Origin of the sequence: Citrobacter sp. W9 (genome assembly GCF_026719375.1) — a bacterium.
Taxonomy (GTDB): Bacteria; Pseudomonadota; Gammaproteobacteria; order Enterobacterales; family Enterobacteriaceae; genus Citrobacter; species Citrobacter werkmanii.
The window spans coordinates 83,377-105,120 of sequence record NZ_JAPPTE010000017.1 but is presented as its reverse complement, the minus strand read 5'-3'; the positions used below and the strand labels follow the sequence as shown (position 1 = coordinate 105,120).

23 protein-coding genes are annotated in these 21,744 nt (G+C 53.7%); 9 read left to right on the top strand and 14 right to left on the bottom strand.

Going from position 1 to position 21,744, the window contains the following annotated elements:
- Positions 1-7: 7 nt before the first annotated feature.
- From OOJ59_RS20980 to yihU, 6 genes are read right to left on the bottom strand one after another with little or no spacing between them, the layout of a single operon-like run.
- Entirely contained in the window at positions 8-1,390 is a 1,383-nt protein-coding gene (locus OOJ59_RS20980; protein WP_038635856.1) for an MFS transporter, read from the bottom strand.
- A gap of 45 nt (positions 1,391-1,435) precedes the next feature.
- Positions 1,436-3,472 (bottom strand): alpha-glucosidase, encoded by a 2,037-nt coding sequence (locus OOJ59_RS20975; protein ID WP_137347105.1) that lies wholly within the window; start codon positions 3,470-3,472, stop codon positions 1,436-1,438.
- Positions 3,473-3,520: 48 nt separating this feature from the next.
- Positions 3,521-4,363, bottom strand: coding sequence for an aldose-1-epimerase (locus OOJ59_RS20970; RefSeq protein ID WP_150344465.1), 843 nt, complete (start codon positions 4,361-4,363; stop codon positions 3,521-3,523).
- An 18-nt stretch (positions 4,364-4,381) separates the two neighbouring features.
- On the bottom strand, positions 4,382-5,623 hold the full coding sequence (gene yihS, locus OOJ59_RS20965) for a sulfoquinovose isomerase (RefSeq protein WP_038635866.1): 1,242 nt from the start codon (positions 5,621-5,623) through the stop codon (positions 4,382-4,384).
- Positions 5,624-5,637: 14 nt separating this feature from the next.
- Positions 5,638-6,513, bottom strand: a complete 876-nt coding sequence (yihT, locus tag OOJ59_RS20960; RefSeq protein ID WP_087856642.1) for a sulfofructosephosphate aldolase — start codon at positions 6,511-6,513, stop codon at positions 5,638-5,640.
- Between the two features lie 10 nt (positions 6,514-6,523).
- The gene (yihU, locus tag OOJ59_RS20955; protein WP_085049707.1) at positions 6,524-7,420 is read right to left on the bottom strand and encodes a sulfolactaldehyde 3-reductase; all 897 of its coding nucleotides are present in this window, start codon (positions 7,418-7,420) and stop codon (positions 6,524-6,526) included.
- Positions 7,421-7,586: 166 nt separating this feature from the next.
- On the opposite strand from yihU, the gene OOJ59_RS20950 reads away from it, so the two are divergent.
- The 6 genes from OOJ59_RS20950 to fabY all read left to right on the top strand — a co-directional run bounded on the left by OOJ59_RS20950 (position 7,587) and on the right by fabY (position 12,311).
- Positions 7,587-8,483, top strand: a complete 897-nt coding sequence (locus OOJ59_RS20950; protein ID WP_069324891.1) for a sugar kinase — start codon at positions 7,587-7,589, stop codon at positions 8,481-8,483.
- Positions 8,484-8,516: 33 nt separating this feature from the next.
- The gene (locus tag OOJ59_RS20945) at positions 8,517-9,320 is read left to right on the top strand and encodes a DeoR/GlpR family DNA-binding transcription regulator (protein WP_038635877.1); all 804 of its coding nucleotides are present in this window, start codon (positions 8,517-8,519) and stop codon (positions 9,318-9,320) included.
- 105 nt (positions 9,321-9,425) lie between these two features.
- Entirely contained in the window at positions 9,426-10,025 is a 600-nt protein-coding gene (gene yihX, locus OOJ59_RS20940) for a glucose-1-phosphatase (protein ID WP_038635879.1), read from the top strand.
- Positions 10,019-10,891, top strand: a complete 873-nt coding sequence (locus OOJ59_RS20935; protein WP_085049708.1) for a virulence factor BrkB family protein — start codon at positions 10,019-10,021, stop codon at positions 10,889-10,891. The genes yihX and OOJ59_RS20935 overlap by 7 nt, the downstream gene beginning before the upstream one ends.
- Complete coding sequence (dtd, locus tag OOJ59_RS20930; RefSeq protein WP_003825289.1) at positions 10,888-11,325, top strand: D-aminoacyl-tRNA deacylase; 438 nt, start codon at positions 10,888-10,890, stop codon at positions 11,323-11,325. Before OOJ59_RS20935 ends, dtd begins: the two co-directional genes overlap by 4 nt.
- Positions 11,326-11,369: 44 nt before the next feature.
- Positions 11,370-12,311 carry a fatty acid biosynthesis protein FabY gene (gene fabY, locus OOJ59_RS20925; protein WP_032940213.1) on the top strand — a complete coding sequence of 314 codons (942 nt, stop codon included), beginning with the start codon at positions 11,370-11,372 and terminating at the stop codon, positions 12,309-12,311.
- A 5-nt stretch (positions 12,312-12,316) separates the two neighbouring features.
- Here the strand turns inward: fabY and OOJ59_RS20920 are convergent, their stop codons facing one another.
- The 3 genes from OOJ59_RS20920 to OOJ59_RS20910 form a co-directional block, all read right to left on the bottom strand.
- Positions 12,317-12,604 carry a type II toxin-antitoxin system RelE/ParE family toxin gene (locus OOJ59_RS20920; protein ID WP_085049709.1) on the bottom strand — a complete coding sequence of 96 codons (288 nt, stop codon included), beginning with the start codon at positions 12,602-12,604 and terminating at the stop codon, positions 12,317-12,319.
- The gene (locus OOJ59_RS20915; protein WP_069324888.1) at positions 12,597-12,839 is read right to left on the bottom strand and encodes a type II toxin-antitoxin system ParD family antitoxin; all 243 of its coding nucleotides are present in this window, start codon (positions 12,837-12,839) and stop codon (positions 12,597-12,599) included. Before OOJ59_RS20915 ends, OOJ59_RS20920 begins: the two co-directional genes overlap by 8 nt.
- Before the next feature lie 64 nt (positions 12,840-12,903).
- Positions 12,904-13,812 carry an alpha/beta hydrolase gene (locus OOJ59_RS20910; protein ID WP_159121986.1) on the bottom strand — a complete coding sequence of 303 codons (909 nt, stop codon included), beginning with the start codon at positions 13,810-13,812 and terminating at the stop codon, positions 12,904-12,906.
- 203 nt (positions 13,813-14,015) lie between these two features.
- Between OOJ59_RS20910 and OOJ59_RS20905 the strand changes: the two genes are divergently transcribed.
- Both OOJ59_RS20905 and OOJ59_RS20900 read left to right on the top strand, forming a co-directional pair.
- Positions 14,016-14,258 carry a CopG family transcriptional regulator gene (locus OOJ59_RS20905; protein WP_001523745.1) on the top strand — a complete coding sequence of 81 codons (243 nt, stop codon included), beginning with the start codon at positions 14,016-14,018 and terminating at the stop codon, positions 14,256-14,258.
- The gene (locus OOJ59_RS20900) at positions 14,258-14,632 is read left to right on the top strand and encodes a type II toxin-antitoxin system VapC family toxin (RefSeq protein ID WP_159121985.1); all 375 of its coding nucleotides are present in this window, start codon (positions 14,258-14,260) and stop codon (positions 14,630-14,632) included. The genes OOJ59_RS20905 and OOJ59_RS20900 overlap by 1 nt, the downstream gene beginning before the upstream one ends.
- A gap of 36 nt (positions 14,633-14,668) precedes the next feature.
- On the opposite strand, the gene fdhE is transcribed toward OOJ59_RS20900, so the two are convergent.
- The 4 genes from fdhE to fdnG are packed head-to-tail and all read right to left on the bottom strand — an operon-like array spanning position 14,669 to position 20,192.
- Complete coding sequence (gene fdhE / locus OOJ59_RS20895; RefSeq protein ID WP_006686145.1) at positions 14,669-15,598, bottom strand: formate dehydrogenase accessory protein FdhE; 930 nt, start codon at positions 15,596-15,598, stop codon at positions 14,669-14,671.
- The gene (fdoI, locus tag OOJ59_RS20890; RefSeq protein WP_038635897.1) at positions 15,595-16,230 is read right to left on the bottom strand and encodes a formate dehydrogenase cytochrome b556 subunit; all 636 of its coding nucleotides are present in this window, start codon (positions 16,228-16,230) and stop codon (positions 15,595-15,597) included. Before fdoI ends, fdhE begins: the two co-directional genes overlap by 4 nt.
- Positions 16,227-17,129: a formate dehydrogenase O subunit beta gene (fdoH, locus tag OOJ59_RS20885; protein ID WP_003028691.1), complete on the bottom strand. Its 903-nt coding sequence runs from the start codon at positions 17,127-17,129 to the stop codon at positions 16,227-16,229. The genes fdoI and fdoH overlap by 4 nt, the downstream gene beginning before the upstream one ends.
- A 12-nt stretch (positions 17,130-17,141) precedes the next feature.
- Positions 17,142-20,192, bottom strand: a complete 3,051-nt coding sequence (gene fdnG, locus OOJ59_RS20880) for a formate dehydrogenase-N subunit alpha (RefSeq protein WP_160955943.1) — start codon at positions 20,190-20,192, stop codon at positions 17,142-17,144.
- A 194-nt stretch (positions 20,193-20,386) separates the two neighbouring features.
- Here fdnG and fdhD point away from each other — a divergent pair, with 194 nt between their 5' ends.
- On the top strand, positions 20,387-21,223 hold the full coding sequence (gene fdhD / locus OOJ59_RS20875) for a formate dehydrogenase accessory sulfurtransferase FdhD (RefSeq protein WP_110496328.1): 837 nt from the start codon (positions 20,387-20,389) through the stop codon (positions 21,221-21,223).
- Here fdhD and OOJ59_RS20870 read toward each other — a convergent pair.
- On the bottom strand, positions 21,190-21,696 hold the full coding sequence (locus OOJ59_RS20870) for a YgjV family protein (RefSeq protein WP_085049713.1): 507 nt from the start codon (positions 21,694-21,696) through the stop codon (positions 21,190-21,192). The genes fdhD and OOJ59_RS20870 overlap by 34 nt on opposite strands.
- Positions 21,697-21,744 lie beyond the last annotated feature (48 nt).

Below are 21,744 nucleotides of genomic sequence, written 5' to 3'. Positions count from 1 at the left end.
ATTATTATCAAACGGGTTGTTTACGTGCTTCTATCTCTTCAACGATGCGGACATACATCTTTTCGTTGAGATTGTAGAAACAGCCCATTGCCACGATGGTGATAACTGCCAGGGCACACGGATAAATAAAGATAAGCTGCCGCAAACCTTCGACCGTGCTCGCAGATTGCACCACGTTGGGGACGTAGCCGATTTGCGTCAGCATCCAGCCAGGGAAGAAGCCTGCCAGCGCCTGTGAAACTTTACGGAAGAAGGTGAAGCCAGTGTATACCGTGCCTTCAGAGCGTACGCCGGTACGCCATTCGCCATATTCCACCGTATCGGAGACCAGCGCCCAGTTCAGACTATTAACGAAGGCTGAGCCGAAGAACGCCAGACAAGAGAAGGCGACAAAACTGACTGAGCCACCGCCAAGGAAGTAGTTAAGCAGATCGCCCGCGACCCAAATCAGCAGTCCGCCAATATAAACCTTCTTCTTACCAAAACGTCTGACCATCCCAGGCATCAGGAAGACGCCAATGAAGATACAGCCCATGCTGAAAAAACCCATCCAGGAAAGGAGGATCGGATCGTTCAGTACGTACTGGGTGTAATAGACCTGAATCGCCAGCTTGACGTTGAATGCGCCCAGCGTGCAAAGGTTGGCAATGCACAGAATAAATAGCGGGCGGTTACCGGCGATGGCGCGGAAGGATTGCAGCAATCCCGGTTTTTGCGCGGCATCCACGGGTTTCACTTCCACGTAGCGTTCTTTTACACCGGCATAGCACAACCACATGAATAACAGGCCAAACAGCGAAAACAACGTGGCTGCGAAAATATAAGCCAGCTGTGAATTGCCTTCGATCAGGTTCATTACCGGTACAAAGCCGACGGTGCACAGCAGCAGCCCGAGAGTTGCGCCTCCTTGTCGCCATGCGGCCAGCGACGCGCGTTCGTCCGGGTTTTTCGTGATTGCAGGCACCATCGCGCCGTAAGAGCAGTTCATCATGCTGAAGAACAGCCCGTACAGCATAAACAGCACCGTTGCCATGACCGTTTTACCGGTGACTTCAAACGGTGTACCGACAAAATTGGCAATCGCCAGCAAGGTAACCGGAAATGCGGCATAAAGGACGAATGGACGGAATTTTCCTTTCGGGCCGATTTTGCGGCGCGAATCGAGCATAATCCCGGTGCCCATATCGGTAAACGCGGTAAAAAACTTGGCGATAAGGAAAATGATACCGCCATAAGTTCCCGGTAAACCAAGGACATCAGTATAAAACTTGAGTAAATAGAGCGTACCAATGTCCAGCAGGATATTGGAGCCTAAATCACCCATCCCATAGGCGAGTTTTTCTTTGAACGGCAAGCGTAGGGTTGCCGGATTAGAGGAAGTCTGACTCATTATTATTCTCCATGTGCCCGCGAGTTGCCCCGCAGGCGAGCCGTGTTAGATGTTGCGTAAAGTGGCAAACAGTGACGCCCATTCACTCTTCGCGCGATAAAACACCGGAGGCTGGCCAATAGGCGCATCCACGGTAATTTCACCCCCCTGGTAAGTTTCCCCGGTCCAGACGTTGATCCAGCTATCCTCTGGCAGATACAGCGTCCAGTCGCTGCGTCCCTGTTCGTGAACTGGCGCTACCAGCAAATCTTGTCCCAGCAGGTACTGATACTTCAGGGTGTAAGTACGCGCATCGTCTTCGTAATGCAGGAACAGCGGGCGCATCACCGGCAGACCGGTGGCGCTGTTTTGCGCGACGGCCTGTTTGAGATACGGCTTCAGGGTGGTGAAGACGGTGGTCATGCGGGCAAAGTGGGCAATGGTTTCTACATCGCCATCAAACTGCCAGTTATCGCCCGGGCGGTTACCTTCATGGGTGCGCATCATCGGGGTGAAGGCGCTGAAATCACACCAGCGTAGCAACAGCTCTTTGCTGCGTTTCATGTCAAACAACGTGGTGTAACCACCGATATCGCTATGGTGCAGACCGTGGCCGGTCATCGCCAGCGACAGCGCGGCAGGAACGACCGAGGCCAGACCATCGTCGAGGCTCCAGTCAACGTTCTGATCGCCCGCCCACATCATGGTGGAGTATTTCTGGCTGCCGGTGTAGCCCGCACGCATAAAGAACAGGATCTCGCCGAGCTTGCCGGTCTCCTGTAGCGCTTCGTAGTTACATTTCGCCCACAGTGCGGGCCACGCGTTATGCATAATTTCGGCGCTGACGCCGTTGTGCAGGTAAGTGTCGGTTGGCAGGTATTCGCCAAAGTCGGCCATCCAGCCGCCGCAGCCCAGCGCGATCATGTTCTTTTTGATCACTTCTTTGAACCAGCCGTAAGCTTCGGGGTTGGTCAGATCGACTACGCCGCCGTAAAACTCGCCGAACTCAACCAGATAGTCATCGCCAGAAGCATCTTTCGCCAGATAACCGTGTTTGGCTGCTTCAGCGCAGAGATCTTTGTCGCTGGCGACGTACGGGTTGATATAGGAGAGGAACTGCACGCCTTCTTCTTTCCACTGCTTAATACGACTGTCCAGTTGCGGGTAGTTGTCGCTGTTCCATTTCCAGTTCCACATCACGCGCTTACCAAAGGAGGTCATGCGGATCCCGGACCAGTCCTGTGCCCAGATGCCGTTAACTTTCACGCCAGCGTTACGCATGGTGTCCAGTTTGTTCTGGCAAATCTCAGTCCCGCCCTGAATGCCCAGCGTGACGCCGTCGTAAATCCAGTCCGGCAGCTCCGGCTGGCGGCCTAACAATGCGGTTAATTTCTCCAGCAGGGAGATGTAAGTGTCAGCGCACTCAAAGCGCAGGGTGGTTTTATCCTCCCACAACGCCAGTTCGTGATACTCCGGCGCGCTGAAGTCGAAATTCATATAGCAGCTGTTATCAACGTGGCAATAATACTTCTGCGTACTGACAAAGGTTGGTTGTGGGAAGAAGGTCCAGTAGTAGTCACCGCCAGCATTTTCTTTGCAGTCGGCCTGCCAGGTGACATAGCTTTTTTTGTTGCGGCCCACGCCCTGTTCGCTGGTCCACAGTGGGAATGGCTTACCGCGCAAATCGAAATAAGAGAACTGTTCGCCGCAGCCGTAAATATGGTCGTCTGGGTTAGCGGCCAGACGCAGCCAGATACGGTTATGGCTGCGTTCCTCGTTATGAAGGTCGAGCTTCAAACGACCCTGTTCATCGGTAGAGATGTGCAGCGTGGCGTTGATAGTATTACCGCGGCTGAAATCTACCCGCCAGCCTTCAGGAGACTCGCTTACCGTGGCGTCGGTCAGGGCAATCTTCTCATTGAGCTTGTCTTTAATGCTGAAGTTACCGCGGAACATATCAATGTCGGCAACGCCAGCGCCAATCCACAGGCAAGGGGTCTCTGCGCTGTGACATAAGATCGGGCGCTGGTGGTACGTCAGTGTAAATCCATTTTGTAACGTCGTCAGTTCTAATGCGGTGGACCGTTGTTGTAGCGAATTCATTTTCGTCTCCGTAAAAATAGGGTATTTCGGTAATTTGTCGGAAATCTGTTATTCACTGCCGATTAAAAAATGCATTTGATGCGTTTCTCCGGGCGCGAGATGAATCAGGCTAATCCCGGAGTTAAAGGCGTCGGGCGGGCAGGTCATCGGTTCTACCGCCAGGCCGCGGCGTGCTAATTTTTCGCCGGTATACACCTGCAGCCAGGGCTGGTGGCTGCGTAAATACGTCGACATGTTTTGAGCGGGGCTGGTCATCCTGACCTCCCACCCAGCGTCAGGCTGCAAGCTCCTGAATGTATGATCGAGAGTGGTTTGCGCGATTAAGCGCGGCGTTGTGAAATTGCGTTCATCACACATTTCTGTACTCATCGGGAGCATTAATTCGCAGCTATCGATGGGTTGCAAATTGCAGGTCAGGTAGGGATGTGCTCCCGCGCCATACGGTGCAGTTTCATCGCCCACATTCTGGGTACGAATAAAAACGTGCAGTCCGCGGGGAGCATCCAGCCGGTAATTCACCTCTGAATACAGCGCAAAGGGATAACCATAAGAAGGCGGTAGAAAAATCGTCAGCGACACTTCCGTGTTCGACAGTTGGTTAATCTGCCAGTCGCGCCAGGCCAGTAATCCATGAATGGCGGTATGCGAAACAGGGTCGTTAACGGCAAGCTGATAGGTCTTGCCGTTATGTTGATAGCAGCCGTCTGCAACGCGGTTTGGCCAGGGAATTAACACTTTTCCCAAATGCGCCAGCGGCATCTCTTCCGGCTTATGTGGAATAACGACGTGACGCCCACGGTGCGTCAATTCTGCTAACCCAGCGCCAACCGTGACGATTTTCGCCTGGTAATGGCCAGCCTGAAGATGAAGGGTTTTTCCACCGCTATGCATGACTGCTCACCTCGTGACTTATTTGGCGTTGATGTCCAGCAGACCGGCTGCCACCGCCGGAGCAAGACCCGGAGCCAGCGGCAAACGTGGGATCACGAGGCAGTGCAGCAGATGGTAAATATCCTGCTTACCGTCCCAGACTTTGGTAGTTACCTTGTTATCGGTATCCAGCTCCTGCCACCATGAACCGGTCTCGTAGTCCATCAGATACGTGATGCAGTAATCCCACCACTTCTGATACCAGGCTTCGTACTGGCTGTCGCCGGTGAGGGTGTAGAGGGCGTAAGCGGTGCCCATGGCCTCGACTATCGGCCAACGCACTCTTTCACGCACGATGGGTTTTCCGTCCCAGTCCACCGAGTAGACAAAGCCGTCTGCGCCGTCCGGCGCCCAGGCATCGCGGATAGTGGCGTGGAACAGACCCTTGGCATCTTCCAGCAACCAGGTGGGAGGCGTTTCAAAGCGGGCCTCCAGCGCGGCATGCAGATGCAACATCAGGCGGCCCCATTCGATCCAGTGGCCCGGCGTGCCGCCGTAGGCGCGGAAACGATGCGCTGGATTATCTTTGTTGTAATCGCGGATTGGGTTCCACTGTGAATCGAAGTGTTCGTTGACGCGATACTCACCCCTGCGAGCCACATCGTGAATAATTACCGATGCGATACGTAGCGCGCGATCAAGCCATTTGCGGTCATGGGTAACGTCATAAACGATCAGGAAGGCTTCAACCGCGTGCATGTTGGCGTTGCCGCCGCGGTAATCTTCCGTCTGGCTGAAGGCTTCGTCCCAGGACTCCAGACACATCTGCTCATCTTCGCTCCAGAAGTACTTCTCAATCACTTCGATAGCGTCATCCAGCAATTGTCTGGCCTGTGGATGCCCGGTAGTGACCGCGCTGGCTGCACCAAGCAAGACGAAGAAATGCTGATAGCCCTGTTTGGAGGCATCCATCACGCCTTCGTCATTTACGCAGGCGTACCAGCCTCCGTAACGTGTGTCGCGTAGCGCGCCATTCAGCGCTTTAATTCCGTGATCGACTAGCTGATATGCGCCGGGGCGACCCATGGATGCGGCAACGGAGTAAACGTGCAGCATGCGGGCGGTGATCCACAGATGTGTTCCCATATCCGCTCTGACCTGACCACTATTTCCCAGCCAGCCAAAACCGGTAGGAACAGCAGCATTTTTACCAAAGTTAAAGATGCGGTCAGTTTCCTGCTCCAGCCAGCGATTGTGGCTTAAGGTGTTAAACCATTTCATGTTTTGATCCTCGATTAACGGCGGGCCATCATTTCGTCGACGATATCGCCCAGACGCTGCAACTTAGGTGCGGAAACGTCGCGCAGCATCAGTTCGGTGTCCGGCAGGCCAATAACTGATGACCAGACAGCACGCCCGGCCAGGAAGCCGGATGCGCCAGCGGTCATCGCCACACTGACCGCGCGTGGGAACAGTTTTTCATCCACACCAGAGGAGAGGATGACCCACGGCATGTTGATGTTTTCATGCAGACGCTGAGAGGCGCTGAGCAATTCCTGTTGGGGCCCTTTGCCGTACAGCGGCATCTCGACCTTGTAGAGATCGGCACCGCTATCGCCCAGCTCTTTCGCGGCATCGATAATGGCCTGTTCGCGATCGAACTTATCGCCACGACGCGGTGGACGAACAACCGGCTCAATGATGCTCAGCAGACCATTGGAATGGCATAGCTCATTGAATTCTTTGACCATATCCAGACGCTGCTGGGCATCTTCATCACTACGCCACAGCACCAGCAGTTTGAGAGCCTTGGCGCCATCTTGCTTCACGGCCTGTGGATTAATTTTTTTATCAATCACCACGCTATCGACCGGAATGCCATTACCCGGAATAAAGTCATCAGCGGCAACAATCATGGCGCAGCTTTTGGCGACCGCATTTTGCTCTACGACCTGGCGGTAGCAGAACTGCTGATCGACCAGAATGGCGGATGCATAGGGAGAAAGGATCTTCGCCGCATTGACTTTAAAGTCGGTCAGCACGCTGTCATTGATCGGGGATTTTGCACCCGCTGCGGCAAACATTAAGCGCATGGCTTCGCGCTGATCGACCGCCAGCATGGCAAAACCGCCGGAAGCGCGGGTGATATCTTTCAGGGTGTACTTCGTCATTGTTCAGTCCTTACTTATCTGTGTGTTTATTTAGCCCGGCGGATGCGCGAACCTGTTCAAGAATTGCGGTCCAGTCTTCCCGTCCACGGCCAGCGGCGCGTGCCTGGTTATAGACTTCGCGGGAGGCGGCGCCGAGCGGCATCGGCACATGCAGAAGGTTTGCGACATCCAGCGCGATGCCAAGATCTTTGTGAGCTAAATCGATCATGAAGGCGGGAGAAAGATCGCCTTTCAGCACTTTGTTCGGCCAGGAGGTAGTGAAATGGCCTTTTCCGGCAGGGGTGCCGCTCATTACCTTCAGAGCCACATCGAAGGAGAGACCGAGCGCTTCGCACAACACGGCTGCTTCGGCTGAGAGGGCGTTCAGCGCGATACTCATGTAATTGTTGATGAGCTTCACGCGGATCCCCATGCCGGGCCCCCCTGCGTTGATCAGCTCATTCCCCATCGCCATCAGCACCGGTGTGGCGCGTTCCACCTGTTCTGGTGTTCCGCCCGCCAGCAGCAGCAGCGTTCCCGCGATGGCGTGATCGGAGGTGCGTCCAACCGGGCAATCCATCATGTCAAAGCCTTTGGCACGCATATCGGTAATCAGTTTGTCGGTTTGCAGCGGGTGAATGGTGGACATATCAATCACCAACGCCTGCGGGGAGAGGCTTTCGCAGATGCCCTGTTCGCCGAACAGTACGCTGCGTACCAGATCGCCGTTGGGGAGCATAGTGATGACAAATTCCGCCCCTTTTGCTGCCTGAGCCGGGCTGCTGGCAGGCTGTGCACCTTTTTCCACCAGGCGCTGAACGGCATCCGGGTTAACGTCAAAGACGCTGAGTTGATGGCCCTGCTTCAGCAAGTTGCTCGCCATGGGGGAACCCATCTGACCTAATCCGATAAATGCTATAACTGCCATAACGTTCTCCTGAGACGTGGATGTCATTTTTTGTCATTTAAGGTCGTTTGTTTTTGTCTGTTTTTGATCGTATTTGTAATTTATGGTCAAAAAATTGACAGCCGTCACTTTTTAAACATTTTGTGAAATTAAAATGATCCCATCTTGAAACGCCTAAGGAATGACCATGATTCGTATTGCTTGTGTAGGGATTGCCGTAATGGATCGCATCTATTACGTAGAGGGGTTACCGACTGAAGGGGGGAAATATGTGGCGAAGCGTTATACGGAAGTGGGCGGCGGGCCTGCGGCAACGGCCGCTGTGGCTGCAGCGAAACTGGGGGCGCAGGTGGATTTTATTGGCCGTGTGGGCGACGATGACACCGGAAATAGCCTGCTGGCGGAGCTGGAATCCCTGGGGGTGAATACCCGCTACACCCGACGCTACGTGGGGGCGCAATCCTCCCAATCGGCAATTCTGGTTGATGCACAAGGGGAACGAATTATCGTTAACTATCCCAGCCCAGATTTACTGCATGACGCTGACTGGCTCAATGAGATTGATTTTTCCCAGTGGGATGTGGTGTTGGCGGATGTTCGCTGGCACGAGGGGACTAAACAGGCGTTCACGCTGGCACGCCGGGCGGGAGTCATGACGGTACTGGATGGCGATGTAACGCCGCAGGATATCCGTGAGCTGGTGACGTTAAGCGATCATGCTGCGTTCTCTGAACCAGGTCTGGCGCGTATGACCGGGATAAACGATCCACTGGTAGGACTGAAAAAAGCAAAAACGCTCACAAATGGACATGTCTATGTGACAAGGGGCAGTGACGGTTGCGACTGGATAGAAAATAATACATTGCAGCATCAATCAGGTTTTACCGTTGACGTTGTTGACACCACCGGGGCCGGAGATGTTTTTCACGGTGCGCTCGCATTCAGTCTGGCCAACGGAAATACTCCGGAAGACGCTGTCAGGTTCGCCAGTGGTGTTGCGGCGCTTAAATGCACGCGCCCGGGAGGACGAGCCGGAATCCCTGACTGTGATCAAACCCGATCTTTTCTGTCGCTTTTTGTATAAAATGCCAGGGCAATGGTTTTTCGAGGAAATTTCATGAGTCTTACCGAACTGACCGGTAATCCGCGACACGATCAGCTACTGATGCTGATTAGCGAGCGCGGTTATATGAATATTGATGAGCTGGCCAGCCTGCTGGATGTGTCCACGCAGACCGTGCGTCGAGATATTCGTAAACTCAGCGAGCAGGGATTAATTACGCGTCATCATGGTGGCGCGGGCAGAGCCTCCAGCGTGGTGAATACGGCGTTCGAGCAGCGTGAAGTCTCGTGGACGGAAGAGAAAAAGGCCATCGCCGAAGCGGTGGCCGACTACATTCCTGATGGGTCAACGGTGTTTATTACTATTGGCACCACCGTTGAGCAGGTGGCGCGGGCGCTGTTAAACCATAATCATTTGCGCATTATCACCAACAGCCTGCGGGTGGCACACATTCTGTATAACAATCCACGTTTTGAAGTTATGGTGCCAGGTGGAACGTTACGCCCGCATAACAGTGGCATTATCGGTCCTTCCGCCACGGCATTTGTCGCTGATTTTCGCGCTGATTACCTGGTAACCAGCGTGGGGGCGATCGAAAGCGATGGTGCGCTGCTGGAGTTTGATGTCAACGAGGCCAGCGTCGTGAAAACGATGATGGCCCATTCAAGGCATATTCTGCTGGCTGCGGATCATACGAAATACACGGCTTCTGCCGCGGTAGAGATTGGCAATGTGTCTCAGGTGACCGCGTTGTTTACCGATGAATACCCTGGTCCCGCATTGCATAATTTACTCCAGTCTCAGCAGGTGGAAATTGTGCAGGTGAGTCCGTCACAGGATGATGCTCAGGTCGGGTAATTCTCTCCAATGATGGCTCGATAAATTCGCAGCCATCATTCGCGCATAGTCAAACTTCTCCTTTCCCGCTACAGTTATTCATCCACGGCGAATAAGGAGAAGGGCATGCTCTATATCTTTGATTTGGGTAATGTGATTGTCGATATCGACTTCAATCGCGTGTTAGGCACATGGAGCGATCTGAGCCGTGTACCGCTAGCTTCGCTAAAGCAAAGTTTCAGTATGGGCGAGGCTTTTCACCAGCATGAGCGAGGTGAAATAACCGATGAAGCGTTTGCTGAGGCACTATGCCACGAGATGGCGCTGCCGCTAAGCTACGAGCAATTTTCCCACGGCTGGCAGGCGGTTTTTGTCGCGTTACGCCCAGAGGTTATCGATATCATGCACAAACTGCGTGAGCAGGGGCATCGGGTAGTCGTCTTGTCGAATACCAACCGTCTGCACACAACGTTTTGGCCGGATGAATACCCCGAGATCCGTCAGGCTGCTGACCATATTTATCTTTCCCAGGATCTGGGCATGCGTAAACCGGAAGCGCGGATTTACCAGCATGTCCTGCAGGCTGAAGGTTTTTCTGCGCATGATGCGGTCTTTTTTGACGATAACGCCGATAATATTGAAGGGGCTAACCGGTTAGGTATTACCAGTATCCAGGTCATCGATAAAGCGACCATTCCAGACTATTTCGCGAAGTTGTTATGCTAAAAAATGTTCAGCAACAAGCCAGGCATCATACGCGGCCCGTACGAGCCTGGCTGAAGCTGCTATGGCAGCGCATTGATGAGGACAATATGACGACGTTGGCAGGAAATCTTGCCTACGTTTCATTGCTTTCATTAGTACCGCTTATTGCCGTCGTTTTTGCGCTTTTCGCCGCATTTCCGATGTTTTCCGACGTCAGTATTCAGTTACGCCATTTTATTTTTGCGAACTTTATCCCGGCGACGGGAGACGTCATCCAACGTTATATCGAACAGTTTGTCGCCAACTCGAACAAAATGACCGCCGTCGGGGCATGTGGGCTGATTGTGACGGCGTTATTACTGATGTATTCCATTGATAATGCGCTGAATACTATCTGGCGTAGTAAGCGCACTCGGCCCAAAGTTTACTCTTTTGCCGTTTACTGGATGATTTTAACGCTGGGACCTCTACTGGCGGGGGCCAGCCTGGCGATCAGCTCTTATCTGTTGTCATTGCGCTGGGCCAGCGATCTCAACACGGTGATTGATAACATTCTGCGTATTTTCCCGCTGGTGCTTTCCTGGCTTTCATTCTGGCTGCTTTATAGCATCGTACCGACCACGCGCGTCGCTAACCGGGATGCGGTTATTGGCGCCTTTGTAGCCGCCGTATTGTTCGAGGCCGGAAAGAAAGGATTTGCGCTCTATATCACGATGTTCCCGTCTTATCAGCTCATTTACGGTGTCCTTGCGGTGATCCCCATTTTATTTGTCTGGGTGTACTGGACGTGGTGTATCGTCTTGCTAGGCGCGGAAATAACTGTCACTCTCGGGGAATACCGCAAACTTAAACAAGCCGCAGAACAAGAAGAAGCAGAGCAACCATGATTGCATTAATTCAGCGCGTAACCCGTGCCAGCGTCACCGTGGAGGGCGAGGTGACGGGTGAAATTGGCCCAGGACTTTTGGTCCTGTTAGGTGTCGAAAGGGATGATGACGAACAAAAAGCGAACCGCCTGTGCGAACGCGTACTCGGCTATCGAATCTTTAGCGATGCCGAAGGCAAAATGAACCTGAATGTGCAGCAGTCAGGCGGCAGCGTGCTGGTGGTCTCGCAATTTACGTTGGCGGCAGATACTGAGCGCGGTATGCGCCCGGGCTTTTCAAAAGGCGCCGCGCCCGATCGGGCAGAAGCGCTGTATGAGTACTTTGTTGAGCGTTGCCGTCAACAGGAAATGAATACGCAAACCGGTCGATTCGCTGCGGATATGCAGGTTTCGCTGGTTAATGATGGCCCCGTGACGTTCTGGTTACAAGTATGAACCAGCTACCGGTGTGGCCGCGGGCAACAAGAGAGAGTACAGCTATGTATCACCTTCGAGTACCGCAAACAGAAGAAGAGTTGGAGCGTTACTACCAGTTTCGCTGGGAGATGCTGCGTAAACCGTTGCACCAGCCAAAAGGCTCCGAACGGGATGCCTGGGACGCAATGGCGCATCACCAGATGGTGGTGGACGAAGAGGGGAATCTGGTCGCGGTAGGACGTCTGTATATCAATGCGGATAACGAAGCCTCTATACGCTTTATGGCCGTTGACCCTTCCGTGCAGGAGAAAGGACTGGGTACGCTGATGGCGATGACCCTGGAATCTGTAGCGCGTCAGGAAGGGGTAAAGCGCGTAACCTGTAGCGCCCGTGAAGATGCGGTCGAATTTTTCGCCAAACTGGGGTTTGTGAGCCAGGGAGAGATCACCACACCGCAAACCACGCCGGTGCGCCACTTTTTGATGATTAAGCCCATCGCTACATTGGACGATATTCTCCATCGCGGCGACTGGTGCGGACAGTTACAGCAAGCCTGGTACGAACATATTCCCTTGAGTGAGAAAATGGGCGTGCGTATTCAACAGTATACCGGGCAGAAATTTATTACGACGATGCCCGAGACGGGGAATCAGAATCCGCACCATACTCTGTTTGCCGGTAGCCTGTTTTCTCTGGCCACGTTAACGGGGTGGGGGCTGATCTGGCTGATGCTGCGCGAACGTCATCTGGGGGGAACCATTATCCTTGCCGATGCACATATCCGCTACAGCAGGCCGATCACCGGGAAGCCTACCGCCATCGCCGACCTGGGCTCGCTGAGTGGCGATCTCGACCGTCTGGCGAGAGGGCGTAAGGCGCGTGTGAAGATGCAGGTCGAGGTATTTGGCGATGACTCGCCAGGCGTCGTGTTTGAAGGCACGTATATTGTGCTACCCGCGAAACCGTTTGGCGCATATGAAGAGGGCGGGAATGAGGAAGAGTAGCTCCTCTAGCTGAAATGTAATATTGGGTTCATTTGCTGATGTAAAATGCGGATTATGAGAATGCCATAATCCGCATTTTGATAAAAAATCGCATGTTGTCGATGATTGTATTGACGGGTACCTTCCTTAATCTCAGAACGGTTGCGCCCCATCAAAGCGTTTTTCTCTAGCAGTAAAAAAAGCTGTTCCATCTCAGTAGTGTATTTATCTGCCTGTTGATAACCGAATTTTCTCCAGGTGTATTCATAGATAGATTCAAAGTCTTCGACTGCCTGATTAGAGAGTTTATACATTCAGACTGCGCTTTTTCCTTTGCGCGACCTCCTGTAGAGTCAGGTCGCTTGTGCCGCTGTGTATCCCATCCTCCAGCGCGTCGCGTAATGCGCTATTTCGCAATTCTTGTTCCTCCAGTAAACGTAATGCCGAACGGACAACTTCGCTGGTGGAACCATAGCGCCCACTTTCAATCATTTCGTTAACAAAACGATCGAGATGCTCGCCAATTGTAATGCTGGTAGTTCTGGGCATAGGTTTGTCCTCTGTGTTATCTATTCACACAAGATAGCACCCGTGGACGAAAATATGAACAAACTTACTGACCAAGCCGCCAGGCCACATCTCGCATGGCGCTTCGTGCCGCCTGGCTCACACCTGCGAGCTGGAAAAAGCCATGAATGACACCGAGATAGCGCTGGCAAGTACATTCCACTCCCTGTTCCAGGAACCGTTGATACAGGGCCTCGCCTTCATCGCGCAGTGGGTCGAATTCGGCAGTAATGATGTGCGTGGGTGGCAGACCGGTGAAGTCTTCACGCCAGAGCGGACTGGCTTCAGGATGCAGTGGATCGGTTCGCGGCATATACATCTCGTAGCCTGAAAGCAGCGTGTCACGCGTGATAATGTAATCCTGCCCGTTACGGGCGTAGCTCTCAAATCTGGCGGTGGCGTCCAGCATGGGATAGATCAGCATCAGCTGTGCAGGTTGCCATTGACGGGCGGCTTTCAGGCGTAGCGCGGTGACCAGCGCCAGATGCCCGCCCGCGCTGTCACCGGCAAGCGTAATGTTCGCGCGGTCTATCCCCAGTTTATGGGCATATTTCCAGATAGTATTGGCTCCGGCTTCGGCATCGTTATGTGCTGCCGGGAAGGTGTGCTCTGGCGCAAGGCGGTACTGCACCGCAATTACGCGACAGCCGCTGTAAAAAGCTAACTGCCTTAGCTGGTTATCGTGAGTAGCAAAACCACCGCTGACAAAGCAGCCGCCGTGATAATAGATAACACAGGGTAGCTTCCCCATGGTGTCCCGTGGCGAAACCACGCGAAACGTCATGGCATCAAGTTCAATATCTTCAACCTGGACGCGGGTTTCTGTTTCCCCTGCCAGCATCGTACTGGCGATGTAGCCTGCTCTCCGGTCATCAATATTCTGCTCGCGAGAAGAGGGGCGCCCCACCGCGATAAATTCCTCCACTAACTGCGCAATCCCGCTTTCCAGTGTCATTTTTATTCCCTTTCTCTGTATGGATATACAGTGTTATAGCCTGGTTTGGTACGAATGGAAATGGGAAAAGTGGGCTGAGTACGATTCTGGAAAGCGGCTCGCAAAAATAGAAATCGTTCGCGTAATAACTATTTTCTCGTCAGTCTCAGGTGTATGTTGTTTGAAAAATAAGCGCGAATGATATACTGGAGGTATATGTGAGTATGATGGCTGGGATGGATATGGGCAGAATTTTACTCGATTTATCAGACGACGTGATTAAACGGCTTGACGATCTCAAGGTGCAACGCAACCTACCTCGTGCAGAACTCTTGCGGGAGGCCGTTGAGCAGTATCTGGAAAGACAGGATCGGGCTGAAACCACAATTTCGAAAGCATTGGGGCTCTGGCAAGGCTGTGAGGAAGATGGTGTTGAATATCAACGTAAACTTCGTGAGGAATGGTAATGGTCAAAGGGGCTGCGCTTTTTGATACCAATATCCTCATCGACCTGTTTAGCGGGCGAAGTGAAGCAAAAGTGGCGATAGAAACATGGCCGCCACAGAACGCAATCAGTCTCATTACATGGATGGAGGTGATGGTAGGCGCAAAAAAATACCATCAGGAGGCCCGTACTCGCATTGCGCTAGGCGCTTTTAACATTATTGGTGTTTCACAGGATATTGCTGAGCGAAGCGTGAATATCAGGCAAGAATACGGGATGAAATTGCCGGATGCCATTATCCTGGCTACTGCGCAGATTCATCATCTGACACTGGTTACGCGTAATACCAAAGATTTTGCAAGCATATCCGGTGTGGTCACACCGTATACGTTATAGTCCGGGCGACCAGCGTCGCCCGGCAGTACTGGGGTTTTACTCCCCTTCACCCGGGAACAGGAACGGGTTGATGGAGCTGCGGGCAAAGCCTTCTTGCTCCATGTGTGCATCCAACATCAGGGAAGCGAGGTCGTCGGCCACGGCCTCGACTTTCGGGTCTTTTTCCTGGTAGAGAATCTTCAGGTAAGTCCCGCAGTCGCCGCAGCTTTCCGCTTTAATTGCCGCCTGCTCGTTATCCAGCGACCAGTAGTTCAAATCGCGGCTCTGTTCGCAGTTGCTGCACTTCACGCGCACCACGTGCCATTCGGTTTCGCACAGGTTGCAGTGCAAATAACGTAGTCCCTGCGTTGTGCCGATTTGCACCACGCTGGAGACCGGCATCGAACCGCATACCGGACAGAACTGGCGTTGTTCGCCGTACTCAGCGCGCGCTTTGCCGGGGATCAGGCTTGCCATCTGTGCCCAATAGAGCGACAGCGCAGCCCAAATAAACGGGGCTTTGTCGCTGCTGACGGAGGCAAAATCTGAGGCAAACAGCGCGCTGGCCATCAGCTCCAGTTCCTGCTCAGAGGCTTTTTCCAGATTCTCGATTACGGCCAGTGCAGGGCCGCTCATCTCCGGCTTCAGCTCAGCAATTAGCGATTGCAGCAGTTTTTGCCAATGTTTGTCGCGTGGCAGGACGTGGATATCCAGCGGCGGCTTGCCCTGATCGTTCGCTTCTTTGATACGAGCGGTCAGATCCATCTGCAGCGGATGATCGTACAGCACCACTTCTTGTGCGTGGGCGATCAGCGCGGCAAAGCGCAGATAATCGCCCAGCGGGTTGTTTTCGGCCAGCTCGCGCAGACGTTCAGCACGGCGGTTATACAAATTTTTGAGTCTGGGGAACAATAACGGCGGAATCATATCCGCCGTGCGTTTCTCGCTCGAACCCAGCTCATCTTGCGGGATTATGCGAATACTCATTCAGATGATTTTTCCTGTTTCTGGCGGACTTCACGGTACCAGCGCGGATGATGTTTCTTCGCCCACGATTTAGTAACCCATCCCTCCACCATCGCGGTAATGGTGCCTTTCACCCAAAGGGCGGCGTAAATGTGCACCATGATAACCACAATTAACGCTACTGCGGCAAATGAATGCAGCATTAACGCGAATCGGATCACCGGGATTGAGAAAGCAGGCGCAAAATACGGACGCCAGATGATCACTCCGCTCACCAGTAACAGCACCAGGAAGATAATCGCCGCCCAGAATACGCATTTCTGGCCGAAGTTATAACGTCCCGTGTCACCTACTTCCTCGTTGACGACAATCTTACGAATATTCTTCGCCCAAAAGATATCATCCCGATTGATTAGATTGTGGTGCCAGTAACGGAAAAACATGATGATAAACGAGGCAAACATGATCACGCCGACAAACGGGTGCACAATTCGCGCCAGTTGCGGCGTGCCCATGATGTGCATCAGCCAGTTAAAAGACGGGAAGAGAAAACCCATCCCGCTCACTGCCGCCAGAATAAAGCAGAAGGCGGTTACCCAGTGGTTGATGCGTTCCGGCGCCGTGTAGCGCACGATGGTGTCACGTCGTTTCATTTGCGCACCTCGTCTTTCTCTTCATGCAGATTGTCTTCTTCCTCTTCCGCACGGTTTGGACCCACACCGACGTAGTGGAAGATACTGGCCGCAAACGTCGCTGCGAAGCCGACCGCTGCCAACGGTTTCCAGATGCCTTTCCAGAACTTCACGGTGGCGCTGATTTCCGGGTTCTCCGGCAGACCGTGGTACAGATTCGGCTTGTCGGCATGGTGCAATACGTACATCACATGCGTACCGCCAACGCCTGCCGGATCGTACAGGCCCGCGTTTTCGTAGCCACGCGTTTTCAGTTCCGCCACGCGCTCACCAGCCAGCGTTTTCATCGACTCTTTGGTGCCGAAATGAATCGCCCCGGTTGGGCAAGTTTTCACGCAGGCCGGTTCTTGCCCGACCACCACACGGTCGACGCACAGCGTACATTTGTAGACGCGGTTGTCTTCCGGGTTGAGGCGCGGCACATCGAACGGACAGCCAGCAATGCAGTAGCCGCAGCCGATGCACTGCTCGGACTGGAAGTCGACGATGCCGTTGGCATACTGAATGATTGCGCCTTCAGCCGGGCATGCCTTCAGGCAGCCTGGATCGGCGCAGTGCATACAGCCATCCTTGCGGATCAGCCACTCAAGTTTGTCGTTCTGTTCCACTTCCGAGAAGCGCATCACCGTCCAGGATTTGGCGGTCAAATCAGCCGGGTTATCGTACACCCCAACGTTGTTGCCCACTTCATCACGGATGTCGTTCCACTCGGAACACGCAACCTGACAGGCTTTACAGCCGATACAGGTCGTGACGTCGATAAGTTTCGCCACCTCTTCCTGGTGATCCCGCGCCTGAGGCGCGGGGGTGAAACCGTTAGTGGCGGATCGACGAATGATGTCTTGCGATTGATAAGCCATAGGTCGTCTCCGTTACACCTTTTCCACGTTCACGAGGAAGGACTTAAATTCCGGCGTCTGCGTGTTCGCATCACCGACGAATGGCGTTAACGTGTTAGCGATAAAGCCTTTTTTCGCCACACCTTCGTAGCCCCAGTGAATCGGAATACCGATGGTATCAATATCCTTACCGTTGGCCTGTAGCGTACGAATACGTTTGGTCACCACTGCTTTGGCCTTGATGTAGCCGCGGTTAGAGGAAACTTTAACGGTATCGCCATGGGAGATGCCGAGCTTATTCGCCAGCTTCTCGCCAATTTCCACAAACTGCTCCGGCTGGGCGATGGCGTTTAGCAACGCATGCTTGGTCCAGTAGTGGAAGTGCTCGGTCAGACGATAGGTTGTACCGACATACGGGAACTTATCCGCTTTACCCAGCGCTTCCGCGTCACCCTTAAAGATACGCGCGGCAGGGTTAGAGATAACGTTCGGGTGCAGCGGGTTAGTGCCGAGCGGCGTTTCAAACGGCTCGTAGTGTTCCGGGAACGGTCCTTCCGCCATCTTATCAATAGCAAACAGGCGTCCCATCCCTTCCGGCTGCATGATGAACGGCCCGACGTCAGTACCCGGTGCGGCGGCGCTATAGTCTGGAATATCCATCCCGCTCCATTTCGCGCCATCCCATTTCAGGATCTGACGTTTTGGATCCCACGGATTCCCCTGCGGGTCTGCGGAAGCACGGTTATAAAGAATGCGGCGGTTAAGCGGCCATGCCCAGGCCCAACCCAGCGTATTGCCAAGGCCCGACGGGTCGGCGTTATCGCGTCGCGCCATCATATTACCTTCCGGCGTCCAGCTACCGGCAAAAATCCAGCAGCCGCTGGAGGTCGTGCCGTCATCGCGCAGTTGGGCGAACGAGCTGAGCTGTTGGCCTTTCTTGACGATTACCGCGCCGGTTGCCGGGTCGATAATATCAGCCAGCGCTTTCCCGTTGCTCTCCATCGCCACTTCTTCCGAAGCCGGTTCATGCGGTGTGGAGTAGTTCCAGGTCATGCTCAGCACCTGTTCCGGGTTCGCGCCACCTTGTTCGGCATACATCTTGCGCAGACGCAGGAAGATACCGGCGAGGATTTCGCCATCGGTTGCGGCAATCCCTGGGGCATCCGCGCCTTTCCAGTGCCACTGCAGCCAGCGACCAGAGTTGACGATCGAACCGTTCTCTTCGGCAAAGCAGGTGGACGGCAGACGGAATACTTCGGTCTGGATTTTCGACGGATCAACATCGTTCGACTCACCATGGTTCTGCCAGAAGGTGGAGGTTTCCGTGTTGAGCGGGTCGATAGTGATCAGATACTTCAGTTTGGACAGTGAAGCCACGACCTTGTTTTTGTTCGGGAATGAGGCGACCGGGTTAAAGCCCTGGCAGATATAGCCATTCACTTTGCCCTGGTTCATCATCTCGAAGTACTGCAGGACGTCGTACCCTTTATCCCACTTCGGCAGCCAGTCGAAGCCCCAGCTGTTTTCCGCTGTCGCTTTATCGCCAAAGAAGGCTTTCATCATCGAAACGAAGAATTTCGGGTAATTGCCCCAATAGTTTACCTGGCCTTCCAGCAGCGGTTTTGGCGTGTTGGCGGCAAGGTAGGTTTGCAGGTCGGTCTGTTTTTCGCTTGGCAGCGTCAGATAACCCGGCAGGCTCTGTGACAGCAGACCAAGGTCGGTCAGTCCCTGAATGTTGGAGTGACCACGCAGGGCGTTAACGCCGCCGCCGGCCATGCCCATGTTGCCGAGGAGCAACTGGATCATCGCCATCGTACGGATGTTTTGCGCACCCACGGAGTGTTGCGTCCAGCCCAGCGCGTACAGGAACGATGCGGTTTTGTCTTTGGCGCTGGTTTCTGCAATGTATTCACAGACCTTCAGGAAATCGGCCTTCGGCGTACCGCAGATATTCTCTACGACGTCCGGCGTATAGCGGGAGACGTGCTGTTTGAGCAGGTTCCATACACAGCGAGGATGTTGCAGAGTCACATCGCGTTTGGCGAAGCCGTTTTCATCCAGCTCATAGTTCCAACTGGTTTTGTCATACTTGCGTTTGTCCGCGTCGTAGCCGGTAAACAGGCCATCTTCGAAGCCATAATCCTCACGCACGATCAGGCTGGCGTTGGTATAGGCCTCGGTATATTCGCGGTTGAATTTTTCGTTATTCAGCAGGTACAGCATGACGCCTGACAGGAAGGCAATGTCAGTACCGGAACGAATTGGGGCATAGAAATCAGCCACCGCTGCGGTGCGCGTAAAGCGAGGGTCAATGACAATCAGCTTGGCGCCGTTGTGAATTTTCGCTTCCATCGCCCAGCGGAACCCGACCGGGTGAGCTTCAGCGGCGTTACCGCCCATCACCACAACGAGGTTGGCGTTTTTAATGTCGACCCAGTGGTTGGTCATCGCACCGCGACCAAATGTTGGAGCAAGACTTGCTACCGTTGGTCCGTGTCAGACACGCGCCTGGTTGTCGACCGCGAGCATACCCAGCGCGCGGGAGAATTTTTGCGTCAAATAGCCGGTTTCGTTACTGGAAGCGGATGCACACAGCATCCCGGTGGAAAGCCAGCGGTTAACGGTTACGCCTTCGGCGTTTTGTGCAACGTAGTTAGTGTCGCGGTCTTCTTTCATCAGCTTAGCGATGCGGTCGAATGCCTCATCCCAGCTAATTTGCTGCCACTTATCTGAGCCTGGTGCGCGGTATTCCGGGAATTTCAAACGGCTTTCAGAGTGGATGAAGTCCACAAGACCTGCGCCTTTCGGGCACAGCGCGCCGCGGTTCACCGGGTGATCCGGGTCCCCTTCAATATGGAAGATGGATGCTTTGGCGTTTTTTGCTCCGTCACCGAGGCTGTACATTAACAGCCCACAGCCAACGGAACAGTAGGTGCAGGTGTTACGGGTTTCGCGGGTGCGCAGCAGTTTATATTGCCGTGTTTCCGCGAGCGCTACACCGGGTGCAAAGCCCAGTGCCGCTGCCGTGGTGCCTGCCATACCGCCAGCGCAGATCTTAAAGAACTGCCTTCTGCTGACCTGCATGGTTTGCTCCTTGTTTCGACATTGTCACGTTCCCTTCGCATTTCTGCCATGCCAACGCGTGGGAAGTGGTTGTTATTTTTCTTTGCGGACGGGACCGCAAAGGTCCAGAATTGGGTGAATTTCCCTCCGTCCAGGAGGGATTTGTAAAGAATACCACAATGTTGGTATGCGTGTTCCAATATGGTTAAAAGAAAGTGAATAAGATTATTCAAGAAAACATTAAGAATGTGACATCTCCGACAGGATCGCGCCAATTGACGCTCTGGAAGCGCGAGGATTTGCAACATCCTCAGCCTGATGAAGTCGCTGAAGAAGTGCCTGTTGCGCTGGTCTATAACGGAATTTCACATGTGGTGATGATGGCGTCACCGAAAGATCTTGAGCATTTCGCGATGGGTTTTTCACTTTCTGAAGGCATTATTGAGTCCCCGCAAGATATTTACGGGATGGACGTGGTTCCTTCCTGCAACGGATTAGAAGTTCAGATTGAGCTATCCAGCCGCCGTTTTATGGGGTTGAAGGAGCGTCGTCGCGCACTGGCTGGTCGCACCGGTTGTGGCGTTTGCGGCGTGGAGCAGCTCAATGACATCGGCAAACCGGTCCAGCCTCTGGCATTTACCCAGACATTTGATCTGACGCTCCTCGATAACGCCTTAAGGCATCTCCATGATTACCAGCCCGTGGGGCAACTGACCGGCTGCACGCACGCGGCGGCATGGGTACAGCTTTCAGGTCATCTGGCAGGTGGACATGAAGACGTTGGGCGTCATGTCGCGCTGGATAAACTGCTGGGGCGTCGGGCGCTCGAAGGGGAAACCTGGCAACAGGGCGCGGTATTAGTTTCCAGCCGCGCCAGCTACGAGATGGTGCAGAAGTCGGCAATGTGCGGCGTGGAGATTTTGTTTGCCGTTTCTGCGGCGACAACGCTCGCGGTGGAAGTTGCCGAACGCTGTAACCTGACGCTGGTGGGTTTTTGCAAACCAGGCAGGGCGACGATCTATACGCATCCGGAGCGTCTGATCGCGAAGTGACGCCACCAGGCGGCCAGGATACTGCCTGAAAATGCCAGTTCCATTATTACGGCAACGGGCGAGCCGACAATCACATTGTTCAGTAGCCAACACAGACTGCCGCACAATGTGTATCCGCGTAGTTTCCCACTGCGTTTTTGAAACGACGCAAAGGTCATCAGCAGGCTTCCCATCAGCGGCAAAATGCTCGACAGGTTTTGCCAAAGATAAACGCTACACAGCAGCGACCCCAGCATAAATCCCCACATAGCCCAGCGGTGAAACGTGACGATGGCCGTCGCGTAGCGGCATGCGGCGATGACCATTAACCCAGCCGCAGCATCTTGATCCAAAAGGGAGAAATGGATAGCGAGCAGGGAAGTGGAGGTGGTGAGCAGAGATAAGGTGATGGCCCGGCGTTGAAAATGAAAAGCGGAAATATCCAGCAAGAAGCTGATACCGGCCAGAATCTGAGAGAGAAGAAATGCGTTCATAATGTGCGCCAACCGTTGCAGAGTGGCGGGACAATACTCGACGCATTC

What these genes read in the sequence shown, in the direction of transcription:
- OOJ59_RS20980 (WP_038635856.1), bottom strand. Translation starts at nt 1,390, where the DNA reads ATGAGTCAGACTTCCTCTAATCCGGCAACCCTACGCTTGCCGTTCAAA.
- OOJ59_RS20975 (WP_137347105.1), bottom strand. Translation starts at nt 3,472, where the DNA reads ATGAATTCGCTACAACAACGGTCCACCGCATTAGAACTGACGACGTTA.
- OOJ59_RS20970 (WP_150344465.1), bottom strand. Translation starts at nt 4,363, where the DNA reads ATGCATAGCGGTGGAAAAACCCTTCATCTTCAGGCTGGCCATTACCAG.
- yihS (WP_038635866.1), bottom strand. Translation starts at nt 5,623, where the DNA reads ATGAAATGGTTTAACACCTTAAGCCACAATCGCTGGCTGGAGCAGGAA.
- yihT (WP_087856642.1), bottom strand. Translation starts at nt 6,513, where the DNA reads ATGACGAAGTACACCCTGAAAGATATCACCCGCGCTTCCGGCGGTTTT.
- yihU (WP_085049707.1), bottom strand. Translation starts at nt 7,420, where the DNA reads ATGGCAGTTATAGCATTTATCGGATTAGGTCAGATGGGTTCCCCCATG.
- OOJ59_RS20950 (WP_069324891.1), top strand. Translation starts at nt 7,587, where the DNA reads ATGATTCGTATTGCTTGTGTAGGGATTGCCGTAATGGATCGCATCTAT.
- OOJ59_RS20945 (WP_038635877.1), top strand. Translation starts at nt 8,517, where the DNA reads ATGAGTCTTACCGAACTGACCGGTAATCCGCGACACGATCAGCTACTG.
- yihX (WP_038635879.1), top strand. Translation starts at nt 9,426, where the DNA reads ATGCTCTATATCTTTGATTTGGGTAATGTGATTGTCGATATCGACTTC.
- OOJ59_RS20935 (WP_085049708.1), top strand. Translation starts at nt 10,019, where the DNA reads ATGCTAAAAAATGTTCAGCAACAAGCCAGGCATCATACGCGGCCCGTA.
- dtd (WP_003825289.1), top strand. Translation starts at nt 10,888, where the DNA reads ATGATTGCATTAATTCAGCGCGTAACCCGTGCCAGCGTCACCGTGGAG.
- fabY (WP_032940213.1), top strand. Translation starts at nt 11,370, where the DNA reads ATGTATCACCTTCGAGTACCGCAAACAGAAGAAGAGTTGGAGCGTTAC.
- OOJ59_RS20920 (WP_085049709.1), bottom strand. Translation starts at nt 12,604, where the DNA reads ATGTATAAACTCTCTAATCAGGCAGTCGAAGACTTTGAATCTATCTAT.
- OOJ59_RS20915 (WP_069324888.1), bottom strand. Translation starts at nt 12,839, where the DNA reads ATGCCCAGAACTACCAGCATTACAATTGGCGAGCATCTCGATCGTTTT.
- OOJ59_RS20910 (WP_159121986.1), bottom strand. Translation starts at nt 13,812, where the DNA reads ATGACACTGGAAAGCGGGATTGCGCAGTTAGTGGAGGAATTTATCGCG.
- OOJ59_RS20905 (WP_001523745.1), top strand. Translation starts at nt 14,016, where the DNA reads ATGATGGCTGGGATGGATATGGGCAGAATTTTACTCGATTTATCAGAC.
- OOJ59_RS20900 (WP_159121985.1), top strand. Translation starts at nt 14,258, where the DNA reads ATGGTCAAAGGGGCTGCGCTTTTTGATACCAATATCCTCATCGACCTG.
- fdhE (WP_006686145.1), bottom strand. Translation starts at nt 15,598, where the DNA reads ATGAGTATTCGCATAATCCCGCAAGATGAGCTGGGTTCGAGCGAGAAA.
- fdoI (WP_038635897.1), bottom strand. Translation starts at nt 16,230, where the DNA reads ATGAAACGACGTGACACCATCGTGCGCTACACGGCGCCGGAACGCATC.
- fdoH (WP_003028691.1), bottom strand. Translation starts at nt 17,129, where the DNA reads ATGGCTTATCAATCGCAAGACATCATTCGTCGATCCGCCACTAACGGT.
- OOJ59_RS20870 (WP_085049713.1), bottom strand. Translation starts at nt 21,696, where the DNA reads ATGAACGCATTTCTTCTCTCTCAGATTCTGGCCGGTATCAGCTTCTTG.